The sequence below is a fragment of the Succinatimonas hippei YIT 12066 genome (assembly GCF_000188195.1).
Taxonomy (GTDB): Bacteria; Pseudomonadota; Gammaproteobacteria; order Enterobacterales; family Succinivibrionaceae; genus Succinatimonas; species Succinatimonas hippei.
Window position 1 is genome coordinate 1 of the sequence record NZ_GL831035.1, and the last position, 12,793, is coordinate 12,793.

Annotated in this window: 10 protein-coding genes; all 10 read left to right on the top strand. The window is 39.7% G+C overall.

Annotated features, from left to right (window positions below; translation table 11 throughout):
• The first annotated feature begins 198 nt into the window (after positions 1–198).
• Positions 199–1,185: a BrxR family helix-turn-helix transcriptional regulator gene (locus HMPREF9444_RS07190; RefSeq protein WP_009143744.1), complete on the top strand. Its 987-nt coding sequence runs from the start codon at positions 199–201 to the stop codon at positions 1,183–1,185.
• Positions 1,186–1,328: 143 nt separating this feature from the next.
• Complete coding sequence (locus HMPREF9444_RS07195; RefSeq protein ID WP_009143745.1) at positions 1,329–2,528, top strand: multidrug effflux MFS transporter; 1,200 nt, start codon at positions 1,329–1,331, stop codon at positions 2,526–2,528.
• An 8-nt stretch (positions 2,529–2,536) separates the two neighbouring features.
• Entirely contained in the window at positions 2,537–3,271 is a 735-nt protein-coding gene (locus tag HMPREF9444_RS07200; RefSeq protein ID WP_009143746.1) for a DsbA family protein, read from the top strand.
• Complete coding sequence (locus HMPREF9444_RS07205) at positions 3,272–3,472, top strand: hypothetical protein (RefSeq protein ID WP_009143747.1); 201 nt, start codon at positions 3,272–3,274, stop codon at positions 3,470–3,472.
• Positions 3,473–3,876: 404 nt separating this feature from the next.
• Positions 3,877–4,941 carry a multiple monosaccharide ABC transporter substrate-binding protein gene (chvE, locus tag HMPREF9444_RS07210; RefSeq protein WP_009143749.1) on the top strand — a complete coding sequence of 355 codons (1,065 nt, stop codon included), beginning with the start codon at positions 3,877–3,879 and terminating at the stop codon, positions 4,939–4,941.
• A gap of 151 nt (positions 4,942–5,092) precedes the next feature.
• Positions 5,093–6,646 (top strand): multiple monosaccharide ABC transporter ATP-binding protein, encoded by a 1,554-nt coding sequence (gene mmsA, locus HMPREF9444_RS07215; RefSeq protein ID WP_009143750.1) that lies wholly within the window; start codon positions 5,093–5,095, stop codon positions 6,644–6,646.
• 14 nt (positions 6,647–6,660) lie between these two features.
• Positions 6,661–7,824, top strand: coding sequence for a multiple monosaccharide ABC transporter permease (gene mmsB, locus HMPREF9444_RS07220; protein ID WP_009143751.1), 1,164 nt, complete (start codon positions 6,661–6,663; stop codon positions 7,822–7,824).
• 28 nt (positions 7,825–7,852) lie between these two features.
• Positions 7,853–10,033 (top strand): xylulokinase, encoded by a 2,181-nt coding sequence (gene xylB, locus HMPREF9444_RS07225; RefSeq protein ID WP_009143752.1) that lies wholly within the window; start codon positions 7,853–7,855, stop codon positions 10,031–10,033.
• 27 nt (positions 10,034–10,060) lie between these two features.
• Positions 10,061–11,572, top strand: coding sequence for an L-fucose/L-arabinose isomerase family protein (locus tag HMPREF9444_RS07230; protein WP_009143753.1), 1,512 nt, complete (start codon positions 10,061–10,063; stop codon positions 11,570–11,572).
• Positions 11,573–11,677: 105 nt separating this feature from the next.
• Positions 11,678–12,700: a LacI family DNA-binding transcriptional regulator gene (locus tag HMPREF9444_RS07235; protein WP_009143754.1), complete on the top strand. Its 1,023-nt coding sequence runs from the start codon at positions 11,678–11,680 to the stop codon at positions 12,698–12,700.
• Positions 12,701–12,793: the final 93 nt, after the last annotated feature.

Genomic DNA, 12,793 nt, shown 5'->3' on the forward strand with positions numbered 1-12,793 from the left:
AAAAAAAGGTTTAGAGAAATTTTATGTTTACATATATATAATTTTTATATGATTATCAATATAATTTTTTATAAAATCAATTAAATTATTATGCTATACTGCGTGATTAAAATACGTATAAAATAATTATGTTTTATACCTGTGTGCTTCGGCATAAATTCTTTGTCTTAAGATTGCTTACTTAAGTTTGGATTAAGAATGAACCGTAATATTAAAGAAAATGACAGCAATATAGAAAAAGATAATCGTTCTTATAATAAGTGGAATCAAGCACGTCGTCTTGAATTTATCGACTTCCGTTTAAGTTGTGACGGAAGAATAAATCGTAAGGACTTAGTCGATTTCTTTTCCATTTCTGTACCTCAGGCCTCATTGGACTTATCTAAGTACCAAGAAATGGTTGAGAACTCTGATCCTCCCAGGACAAATCTTAAATATGACAGGCATTCTAAGGTTTATGTCAGAACTGATGACTTCAAACCTCTTTTTCCTAATGTTTGCTCACCGCAATCTTATTTAAATGATCTTTTAAATTATGCTCAAGGCGATTTAAACCAAAGCCGTAATTTTTTCGGGTTTATACCCAATGTGGCTTTAGCGACTTTTTGTCCTCCGCAGCGAAACATTAATTCCGAAGTTTTATTTAATATAGTTAATGCCATCAGAACTCATAAAGCTGTTCATATTGCCTACCGTTCATTAAAGACGATAAATCCGGCTGATCATTTGGTTGCACCTCACGGACTTGCTTTTGACGGATTACGCTGGCACGTGCGTGCATATTGCTATGATCACCATGGGTTTCGTGATTATGTTTTATCCCGAATTGTACATTGTGCTATTCCTGAGATTTTGGCTCCGGATGATCGTTTCCCTGATCCCTTAGGTAACGGATTCAGGGAAGTAGGGACTTCTGCTGAAGATGATAAAGAATGGAATGAATTTATTGATCTTATATTAAAAGCAAATCCTGATCTTCCAGAATCTGCTCGCCGAGTTGTTGAGTTTGATTACGGAATGGAAGAAAACGGTACTGTATGTTATCCGTGCAGAAGGGCTCTGTTATTTTATGTTCTTCAGTGGCTGCGTCTTACTAAAGCAGATGCTGCATTACCTCCTGAGCAAAGACTAATCGTACTTGATAATGAATCGGAAGTTTACAGACGTTTGGCTGGCGGCAATTAATTTTTAGTTTTGTCAAAAAAGGCCTTCTGCTATTAAAAGCGAAGGCCTTTTTTATTGGATAGATTCATTTGTTTGTATTTTGTTTGGAAAATCATCACTAGCATTAATAAAATTGCAACGCAATATATTTTTTAGGTAGAAAAATGAATAAGATGTCTTTTGATAAAATTGTTTATATTTTTACTTTAGGAGTGCTTACTGCATTCGGTCCTATTTGCACCGATATTTATTTACCGGCACTTCCTGCAATAACAGCAGATTTTCAAACTGATGCTTCTACGATTCAGTTATCATTAACTTCATGCTTTTTAGGCTTGGCCTTAGGGCAGATATTTGTAGGTCCGCTTTCCGACACATTCGGGCGAAAAATTCCGCTTCTTGTCTCTTTAGTTGTATTTGTGATTACATCTGCTTTATGTGCCACCGCAAATGACGTGATGACAATGGTGTTTTTGCGCTTTTTTCAAGGTTTTTCCGGTGCCGGCGGTGTAGTTCTTTCTCGATCTATGGCTTGTGATTTGTTTTCGGGAACTGAGTTAACCAAATTTATGGCGCTTATTATGACGGTAAATTCTTTAGCTCCTATTCTGGGGCCTATTTTGGGAAGTGCTGTCATAGTATTTTTCTCATGGCGCGGGATTTTCGGCGCTTTAGTAATTGTCGGTCTTATTTTAGTTTTGCTGTCGGTATTTAAAATTCCTGATACTTTGCCAAAAGACAAACGCGAGCCTAAGGTTGTTAAGTCTATTACCGGAATGTTAAAAGAGTTGAGGAATTTACGTTTTTTATTTATTACTTTGTCTATGGCATTTATCATGGGAGGTTTTTTCTCATATTTGGCGGCATCTCCTTTTGTTGTACAAAATATTTACGGTTTTTCTGCTGTCGGTTATTCGGTGATTTTTGCAGTTAATGCTGTGGCTATCACATTGGCGGCACAGCTTGCCGGCAGATTATCTACGCGTATCGGTGATGTTAAAGTGGTCTTTTTGTCTCTTGCCGTAATGTTTATTTCAAGCATTGTTATGCTTGTTATTGCTTTTATAAATCCACAGACACCGGTCCCGGCTTTAGCTGCAATTTTATTTTACGTGGCAATGATTGGCTCTTCTCAGACTGCGGGGTTCGGTCTTGCTATGGGCTCAAGAAAAGGCGGAGCCGGTGCGGCATCGGGAATTTTCGGAGTCCTTATTTTTATATTCGGTGCATTATTTTCGCCTTTGGTTGGAATTATGGGAGAAATGTCGATGATTCCGCTTGCTTTAAATATGTTTTTTGCTGTAGTGTTCTCTTATATTTTATTTAAGTTGGGTCTTAAAAAAAGACTGCCTTTTAAAAAATAAGGATTTATATGTTGTTTAAAAGCTTGGTGCTCTCGTCTTGTTTAGCTTTATCTCTGTCGGTTTTTGCAGCAGACTCTGTCGCTTCTTCTTTTTCTTCCGAGCAAAAGCAGGAGATTGAAAAGATTGTGCATGATTATTTGATGAATAATCCGCAAATTTTGGTGGAAGTTGCGAAGACTTTGGAACAGCAGCAAAAGGAAGCCGCACGATTGCAGTTTGATGCTACCGTAAAAGAGATAATTGCTAATAAAAATCTGCCTCGTCGCGGAGGCGGCGCTAATCCCAAGCATTATTTAATCGAGTTCTTTGATTATAATTGCGGTTATTGTAAGAAAATCAGACCTTTAACCGAAAAATTGGCGCAGGAACATCCTGAGTTGCAGGTTATTTATATTGAGTTCCCGATTTTATCTCCTACAAGTATTCAGGCAACCACAATAGCAGAAGCCTTATTTATAAAAGATAAAGAGCAATACTTTGCTTATCACGATAAGCTTATGGCTGAAACTAAGAAAATAGATTCTCTTGATTATATTAAAAACGCTGTAAAAGAGGTTGGTGCTGATTTTGATGAGCTTTCCGTTTTAGCTAAAGAAAAGGATGTCGGTTCTCTTATTGCCGAGAATTTTAAATATGGAAAGATTTTCGGTGTCACAGGCGTACCTTTTATGCTGCTTGACGGCAAAGAGATCCGCGGAGCAATAAGCAGTTATGAAGCTTTAGAAGGTATGCTTAACAAATAAATGTGGATTTATATAATTATTGCCGTTCCTTTATTATTTGTTGTAGGAACGGTGTATACCGCTTTAAAAGAGCAAAAAAGACTGGAAAAAGGAGAGTTAAAGCGCGTTCTTGAAAAACGCGCTTTAGAAAAGCATAGCCTGCTTACAAAATATGAAGGCAAATCTGCAGTGAAAAAACAGTGGGATGATGACGAATGGTAAATGCGTTTAATTAAAGTTAATGATTATTAGTTAATAAAAGTTTTACTCTAATTGAACGCATATAAAATTTAGTTCGTGCTTTAAAGTATTAAAAATTAACTTTACGTCTTAATAATAAAGCTTTATTTATCGGTTTTAGGGTTTGTAAACGTTTGCGAAGTGCACTTGTTCTAATATGTGCATAGTATGTAAATAATATATCTACAGCATCTAAATTGTTGTTTATTTATAAAAAAAAGCATGTTGTGATTTATCTAAGATACGGTATTTATCACGTTTATAGCAAATTTTTAAGCATAGATCACGGTATTGAATAAAAGTAACGCTTTTTGGTGAAAATAATTTTAATATATATCCGTGCACGTGCACATAAGCACGAGCTTAAGACAAAATGAGGAGTTGTTATGAAAGTTAAGACCAGTTTAAGCACTATGTTTTGTGCTGTCGTTGCCTCTCTTGCATTTGCCGGTACCGCTCAGGCTGCAAAGATAGGTGTTTCAATGCCGACACAGTCATTGCAAAGATGGAATCAAGACGGCTCAAACATGAAAGCGATGCTTGAAAAATCAGGTCATGAAGTTGATCTTCAGTATGCCGGAGACAATGATATTCCTACTCAGGTAAATCAGATTGAAAACATGATTGCAAACGGTGATGACGTAATCGTTATTGCATCAATTGATGGTTCTGCACTAACTGAAGTATTAAAAGGCGCAAAAGAAAAGAATATTCCCGTTATTGCATACGATCGCCTGATTATGAATTCAGACGCCGTCTCTTACTATGCTACTTTCGACAACACCAAAGTAGGTCGTTTGCAGGGTCAGTTTATTGCCGACGCTTTAAAGCTTGATGAAGCAAAAGATCCTCTTAATATTGAATTATTTACCGGCCCTACTGATGACAACAACGTCAACTTTTTCTGGGGCGGAGCTATGGAAATTTTAAAGCCGTATATCGATAGCGGTAAATTGGTTGTTAAATCAGGACAGACCGAAAAAGAACAATGCGCTACTTTAAACTGGAATCTTGAAGAAGCTCAAAAACGTATGGAGAACCTTATTTCTTCAGTAGGTTACGGCCCTGAAGATACTCCGCTTGCCGCCGTTTTGACGCAAAATGATGCTCTTGCAAACGGTGTTACTAATGCTTTGCTTGCTGCAGGTTATGACAATACCAATATACCGGTTATTACCGGTCAGGACTGCGATAAGCCTGCTGTCAAGAATATTAAACGCGGCTATCAGTCCATGTCTGTATTTAAAGATACCCGTACTTTGGCAAGCCAAGTTGTAAAGATGGTTGATGCCATTGTTGCAGGCAAGGAAGTAGAGGTTAATGACACTACTACTTACAATAACGGCACCGGTGTAATTCCTTCTTTCTTGTGCGAACCTGTTGCAGCAACTAAGGATAACTATAAAACTTTGCTTGTTGATTCCGGCTATTACACAGAAGACGAAATCTAGTTAATTTCATAGCAACCAAGGCGGAGAAACATCTCCGCCTTATTTAAGCAAATCTGGATACTGCTTTTATTTAATGAATTGATAAATCAGTATAAGACTTATTTTTAATGCTAAAACACACCACCTATTGCTGACGACAGAGGATGTTTTGATGGCTAAAAACGGTATTCTCCTGCAGATGAAAAACATCACTAAGCGTTTTGGTAAAGTTACTGCATTATCAAACGTTAACCTTGAGGTAGAACAAGGAGAAGTGCATGCTTTAGTCGGTGAGAACGGTGCTGGTAAATCTACTTTGATGAATGTCTTGTCCGGAATTTATCCTTACGGATCTTATGAAGGTGAGATAGTCTATGACGGTGAAATTTGTAAATTCAGCGATATCAAGCATAGTGAAGCAAAAGGTATCGTGATTATTCATCAAGAGCTTGCCTTAGTACCTTTTTTGTCGATTGCTGAAAATTTATTTTTAGGTAATGAAATCACTGCAGGATCTTCAAAAAATGTAGTTGATTGGTCCAAGACCTATCAGCGTGCAAAAGAACTTTTAAATATGGTCGGTTTGCATGAAGATCCGCGTACTTTAATTAAAGATATAGGTGTAGGAAAGCAGCAGCTGGTTGAAATTGCCAAGGCCATTTCAAAAAATTGTCGGCTTTTAATTTTAGACGAGCCTACGGCTTCTTTAAATGAAACTGATTCAAAGGCATTGCTTGATCTGATAGCAAAATTCCGTGATCAGGGAATGACATCAATCATTATTTCTCATAAATTAAACGAAATTTCGTATATCGCCAATAGTATTACCGTTATTCGTGACGGTTCGACAATTGAGACTTTGGATAACTCAAATCATGATGTCTCAGAAGACAGAATTATTCAGGGAATGGTAGGACGTGCTCTTACTGACCGTTTCCCCAAACGTGATACAAAACCGTCTGATGAAGTTTTGATGGAAATTAAAAATTGGACCGTTTATCACCCCTTAAATCGTGAGCGTAAAGTCTGTGATAACGTAAATATTGAGATTAAAAAAGGCGAAGTAGTCGGATTATCTGGCTTGATGGGCGCAGGTCGTACTGAACTGGCTAAGAGTGTTTTCGGTAAATCGTATGGCGTTAATATTTCAGGACAGATTTTCATTAACGGAAAGGAAGTTCATTTAAACAGCGTACAAGACGGCATTAATAACGGGGTAGCTTATGTTACTGAAGATCGTAAAGGTGACGGTTTGCTGCTGTCTTCACCGATTTCTATTAATACTACCTTGGCACGCCTTGAGAAGGTATCAAATCACAATATTCTCGATAAGGATAAAGAGGTTATCGTTGCTGAAGATTATCGTAAACAGTTAAGGACAAAATGTTCTTCCGTTTATCAGAATGTCGGAAATTTATCCGGCGGTAATCAGCAAAAGGTTTTGCTTGCAAAATGGATGTTTGCAGATCCGGACATTCTTATATTGGATGAGCCGACTCGCGGTATTGATGTCGGAGCTAAATATGAGATTTACTGCATCATTAATGAACTTGTCGCAAAAGGTAAAGCTGTTTTGATGATTTCTTCCGAGCTTCCTGAAATTTTAGGCATGTGCGACCGCATTTACGTGATGAACGAAGGAAAGATCGTTGCGCAGATGCCCAAGAGCGAAGCTTCACAGGAAAGTATTATGTCCGCAATTTTGCGTTCTTCGGCTAAAAAGTAATCGGGAATAAAGATATGAGCCAGATATTTGATATTTTAAAACGCAACTCGCTGTTAATAGCTTTAGTTGTTGTTATGGTACTGTTTGAAATCACGATCCGCGCAACCAATCACGGTTCAATGTTTTCACCGTCAAACTTTACAAACATTATTTCTCAAAACAGCTACGTTATTATTCTTGCTGTCGGTATGCTGTTCTGTATCATCGGATGCGGTAACGTCGACTTGTCGGTAGGCTCGATTGTAGCATTGGTCGGAGCTATTGCCGGCGTAATGATGGTCAATTGGGAAAGCAATATTTATCTTGCTATAGCAACTTGTCTTATTGTCGGTGTTTTAATCGGCGCGTGGCAAGGCTTTTGGATTGCATATGTAAGAATTCCTGCTTTTATCGTAACCTTAGCGGGTATGATGCTGTTTCGCGGTATGGCTTTGCTTGTTCTTGACGGTTTGACTATTTCTCCGTTCCCGCCGGAATATTTACGTTACTTTACTTCTTTTATTCCTAAAAGCAGAGCTGATGCTTTCGGTCTTACTTTAATCATCACTTTGATTTTGTGCGCAGGCTATATTATTGCCGTTTTGTACAGTCGTTTTAATAAGATTAAAAAGCATTATGAAGTTGAGCCTTTTACTTCATTCATTTTTAAGATTGTTATTGTCCTGGTTGCTTTATTAGGCTCAGGACTGCTGCTTGCCAACAATAAAGGTATTCCGGTAATTCTCATTTTGCTTGCCGCTATTGTTATGTTCTATTCTTTTGTAGCCAATAACACTGTAAGCGGGCGCAGACTTTATGCCTTGGGCGGCAATGAAAAGGCCGCTAAGTTATCAGGCGTAAACACTAATTTCATGTTATTTTTAACTTACGTGAACATGGGCTTTCTTTCTGCAGTAGCAGCATTGGTTTGTGTGGCCCGTTTTAATTCAGCAGCTCCTACTGAAGGTAACGGATATGAGCTTGATGCAATCGGAGCATGCTTTATCGGCGGTGCTTCGGCATACGGCGGTGTCGGTACCGTTGGCGGTGCCGTAATCGGTGCAGTATTTATGGGAGTACTGAATAACGGTATGTCTATTTTAGGCATCGATGCGAACTGGCAGAAGACAGTAAAAGGCATGGTCCTGCTGCTTGCCGTGGTTATTGACGTTTTGTCAAAGAAGCGTGTAAAGGCATAACTTGAAGTTAAAAGGTAAGGTTATCCATATGAAATATTTATTAGGAATAGATCTTGGCACGTCCGGGACAAAAACAGTGCTTTTTGATGAAAATGGTAAAGCTGTTGCGTCCAAAACAATTGAATATCCTATGTATCAGCCTAAAAACGGGTGGGCAGAGCAGGATCCTGATGATTGGTACAATGCTGCGGTCAATACCGTTAAGCAAGTTGTTGCTGAAAGCAAGGTAAATCCTGTTGATATTAAAGCTTTATCTATAGCAGGACAGATGCACGGTCTTGTCATGCTTGATAAAGAAGATAAAGTTTTACGCAAAGCAATTTTATGGTGTGATTCAAGAACCGGTGAGGAATGTGACGAAATAACTAAGGCTGTTGGAAAAAATCGTCTTATCGAGATAAATGCTAATCCGGCTCTGACAGGATTTACCGCTCCTAAGATTTTGTGGGTAAGAAAGCATGAAAAAGATATTTATGATAAATGTTCATGCTTTTTGTTGCCGAAAGATTATGTACGCTTTAAGTTAACCGGTAAAAAAGCAATTGAAATTTCGGACGCATCCGGAACAAATCTTATTGATATTAAAAACCGAGTATGGTCTGATGAAATATTAAAAGCATTAGATATTAATTCGGCTTTGCTTCCTGAGATTATTGAATCTTCAGCTGTTGCCGGAAAGATTACTAAAGAGGCAGCAGCACTGACCGGACTTGCAGAGGGTACTATAGTCGCCGGCGGTGCAGGCGATAATGCCGCCGCAGCCATTGGTACTGGGGTGTGCCGCGACGGACAGGCTTTTGTTACCTTGGGCACTTCAGGAGTAGTCTTTGCTCATACTTCAAAACCGTCAATTGATCCTTTAGGCCGCGTCCATACTTTTTGTGCTGCAGTTCCTAATTCGTGGACAGCAATGTCCTGCACTTTGGCAGCAGGTTTGTCGTTGCGTTGGATGCGTGATGAGTTTTATTATTATGAAAATAAAGAGGAAAGCTCAAAAGGCAATGATGTTTATGATTTGATGACGTCAGAAGCAGCCAAGATACCCTCAGGATCCGACGGACTTATCTATCTTCCGTATCTTATGGGAGAAAGATCGCCGGTATTAGATCCTGAAGCTCGAGGCGTGTTTTTCGGTTTGAGCGCACGGCATACTAAAGCGCATTTGACGCGGGCAGTTCTTGAAGGCATCACTTTGTCCCAGCGTCATAATCTTGAAGTTCTGCATGAAATGGGAATTTGCCCTTCGGTTTTGACTGCTTGCGGAGGAGGCGGCAGATCTAATGTATGGCGTCAGATGCTTGCAGACATTCTAAAGTGTGAGGTAGACACAATTAAGTCCAAAGAAGGTCCTGCATTGGGAGCCGCAATTCTAGCCGGAGTTGCCTGCGGAATGTTTAATAGTGTGGAGGAAGGATGCTCTAAGTTTGTATCCCGCGGTGAGGATAAAGCCATTCCGTGCGACAGTGAAACTAAGCGTTATGATGCAATTTTTGCTTTATACGGTTCTTTGTATCCTGCCTTAAGACCTTCTTTTGCCAAACTTGCAACTTTGAGAAAACAGCTTGACGGAGAACCGGTACCAAAATATAAGAGCGTTTTTTCAGTAGAGTTTGAGCGCTTTGGAAAGGTCATAAGCGGTGTTGATACGCAAAAGGTTTATGAGCTTTTAGAAAAGGTAAATTGTCCGTCTGATGCAGTAGCCTATGTTCCGTCAGAACCCATTCTCGAGATCCCGGAATTAAAAGAAGATTTACAAAACCGCGTATTCGGCGGACTTGAGATTGAGATGGGCTATTGCTCGGGGCATAATCGAGTTTTAAACTGCCTTGAGTATCATCGCAACAGCGAGCTTAATATCACTGGAACCGACGCTATTTTCATGGTTGCGCCTATTACTGCAATTAAGGACGGAATCGTTGATACCAACAGCGTAGAGATTTTCTTTGCTCCTAAAGGCACTGCTGTTCTATTCTATGAAACTTCGCTGCACTACGCTCCTTGTCATGCAGATGACGGTGATGTGTTCCGTGTCTGCGTAGTTTTGCCGAAAAATACCAATACTCAACGTCCGGTTCTGCCAAAGGAATGTGCAGAAAGCCGCATGCTGACTCATAATAATAAGTGGTTGATGGCTCATAGTGCTTCACCTGAGGCAAAATTGGGAATAACAACTGGAGTTGTTGTCGGAACAAATTTAAAATTAGACTGATTATCTTATTAATAGGAGAAAATATCCATGCAAATGAACAATATTCCTGACGCAAAGTTAGGTATTATTGCAGTATCCCGTGACTGCTTTATCCGTACTTTATCCGAGCGTCGCCGTAAAGCAGTTGTTGATGCCTGCAAGAAAATCAACATTGATATTCATGAAATTACCGTAACAGTTGAAAACGAAAAAGACGCTGTTGCTGCCGTTGAGGCTGCAAAGCAGGCCGGATGCAACTCTTTAGTCGTGTTCTTAGGCAACTTCGGTCCTGAGACTCCTGAAACTTTGATTGCCAAGTTCTTTGACGGTCCTTGCATGTTTGTTTCTGCCGCAGAGGAAACCGGCAATGATTTGATTGACGGACGCGGTGATGCATATTGCGGTATGCTTAACTGTTCTTACAACTTGGGTTTGCGCAAGCTTAAGGCCTTTATTCCCGAATATCCGGTCGGCACTGCTGATGATATCGCATTAATGATTCGCGACTACATTCCGGTTGCTCGTGCTCTTATCGGTCTTGCCGGTCTTAAGATCATTTCTTTCGGTCCTCGTCCTCAGGATTTCTTTGCTTGCAATGCTCCGATTAAGGCTTTGTACGATATCGGTGTTGAGATCGAAGAAAACTCTGAGCTTGATCTTTTGGTTGCTTATAAGAAACACGCAGGCGATCCGAGAATTCAGGAAGTTGCCGATGATATGGCAAAAGAGCTCGGCATGGGTAATACTTATCCTGACATGTTGCCGCGTATGGCTCAATTTGAGATTACCTTACTTGATTGGGCTCGTGATCATTTGGGTTCACGCAAGTATGTCTGCTTTGCTGATAAGTGCTGGCCGGCATTCCCTGAGGAGTTCGGTTTTGAGCCTTGCTATGTTAACTCACGTTTAGCTTCCCGCGGTATTCCTGTAGCTTGCGAAGTTGATATTTACGGTGCTCTGTCAGAGTTTATCGGTGCCTGCGTAACCAAAGATGCAGTGACTTTGCTTGATATCAACAACTCAGTTCCTGCCGATATGTATGAGAATGATATTAAGCCGCGTTTCCCTCAATACAAGCTTACCGACACTTTCATGGGCTTCCATTGCGGTAATACCCCGTTCTGCAAGCTTAATACCTGCACTGATTATAATTTGCAGTGCGGCAAGATCAATTATCAGATCATTCAGCACCGTTTGCTTGAGACCGGCGAGCCTGATTTCACTCGCGGTACTTTGGAAGGTGATATTGCTGCAGGTCCTATTACTTTCTATCGTCTGCAGACTACTCCTGATACCAAGCTTCAGGCTTATATTGCAGAAGGTGAAGTATTGCCGGTAGGAACCAAATCTTTTGGCGGTATCGGTATTTTTGCTATCAATGAAATGGGACGTTTCTATCGTCACGTTTTGGTTGCTAAGCGTTATCCGCACCATGGTGCCGTTGCTTTCGGTCACTACGGTAAAGCACTTTATGACGTATTCTCAATCTTAGGTGTTGAGGATATCGGTTATAACCAGCCTAAGGGTGTTCTTTACAAGACAGAAAATCCTTTTGCTTAATAGAGTGATTAAGAGGATCCCTTATTGGGGATCCTCCTTTAGAGTTTATTGAACTGTCTGCTTTTTAAGAGGATAGTGCAATAAATTTTATATTAAGGATGTTTTATGAAGGTAACCGTTAAATCTTTAGCACAAGCTGCCGGGGTCTCAAGAGGAACGGTTGATCGGGTATTGCATAATCGCGGCGGGGTTAAGCCTGATATCGTCCTTAAGATAAAAAGTTTAGCTAAGGAGTTAGGTTATGTCCCAAATAGGGCAGGAAGAGCTTTAGCGGCCTACAAGACTCCGATAAAAATAGGTGTTATGTTGCCGAGTATCGGAAATCCTTTTTTCGATGGGGTAATTGATGGTGTTTTTCAAGCACGGGATGAGTTTGCAGATTTAGGCGTTGAGGTTGTGTTAAAAGAGGTTGAGGGCTTTGATCTCAATACGCATTTAAATGCTATAGATGATTTGCTTTTTAAAGGCTGTAAGGCTTTGTGTATAAGTACTCTTAATATAGATGCTTTAAGAAAAAAAATAAGTGACCTTTATGCAAAACATTTTCCTGTTATTCTTTTAAACACTAATGTAGAAAAGGCTGATTGTCTTTGTTACGTAGGATCTGATTATCTTACAGCCGGAGCTACATGCGGCGGAATGCTGGCTATGTGCGCTAAAGAGCCGCTTAAGGTTTTAATTGTAACCGGATCGAAGATGATTTTAGGACATAATCAGCGTATTGATGGATTTAAGAGTGAACTTGACAGACAGCAGGCTGAGTATCAGATTATAGATACTGTTGAATGCTATGATTCAGACATAAAAGCCACGCGTGTTACTTTGGATGCACTTGATAGAAACGAACAAATAAATTGTATTTATGTAACGGGAGCCGGAGTTCAAGGTGTAGGTGCGGCGATTCTTGCTCGTCCCAAACGTAAAATTTTTGCCATTGCTTTTGATGAGGTTTATACCACAAAAGAGCTGGTTAAACAGGGAATTATTCGTTTTGTCGTATGTCAGCAGCCGGAGAGACAAGGTTATCATGCGGTAAAGCGTGCTTATATGGCAATCACTAATCAAATCCCGGAGCATGTTGATGATTTTATAACCGACACAATTATTAAGATAGAGGCAAATCTTTAGTTAGAATTTTTGGCGCTTAAAGGCGAATAAAAATTTAGACTTAAATTTTTTAGTTCATGATAACCCGGATCGCCTGATTTTTTATGTAGTATA

What these genes read in the sequence shown, in the direction of transcription:
- HMPREF9444_RS07190 (WP_009143744.1), top strand. Translation starts at nt 199, where the DNA reads ATGAACCGTAATATTAAAGAAAATGACAGCAATATAGAAAAAGATAAT.
- chvE (WP_009143749.1), top strand. Translation starts at nt 3,877, where the DNA reads ATGAAAGTTAAGACCAGTTTAAGCACTATGTTTTGTGCTGTCGTTGCC.
- xylB (WP_009143752.1), top strand. Translation starts at nt 7,853, where the DNA reads ATGAAATATTTATTAGGAATAGATCTTGGCACGTCCGGGACAAAAACA.
- mmsB (WP_009143751.1), top strand. Translation starts at nt 6,661, where the DNA reads ATGAGCCAGATATTTGATATTTTAAAACGCAACTCGCTGTTAATAGCT.
- mmsA (WP_009143750.1), top strand. Translation starts at nt 5,093, where the DNA reads ATGGCTAAAAACGGTATTCTCCTGCAGATGAAAAACATCACTAAGCGT.
- HMPREF9444_RS07205 (WP_009143747.1), top strand. Translation starts at nt 3,272, where the DNA reads ATGTGGATTTATATAATTATTGCCGTTCCTTTATTATTTGTTGTAGGA.
- HMPREF9444_RS07200 (WP_009143746.1), top strand. Translation starts at nt 2,537, where the DNA reads ATGTTGTTTAAAAGCTTGGTGCTCTCGTCTTGTTTAGCTTTATCTCTG.
- HMPREF9444_RS07235 (WP_009143754.1), top strand. Translation starts at nt 11,678, where the DNA reads ATGAAGGTAACCGTTAAATCTTTAGCACAAGCTGCCGGGGTCTCAAGA.
- HMPREF9444_RS07230 (WP_009143753.1), top strand. Translation starts at nt 10,061, where the DNA reads ATGCAAATGAACAATATTCCTGACGCAAAGTTAGGTATTATTGCAGTA.
- HMPREF9444_RS07195 (WP_009143745.1), top strand. Translation starts at nt 1,329, where the DNA reads ATGAATAAGATGTCTTTTGATAAAATTGTTTATATTTTTACTTTAGGA.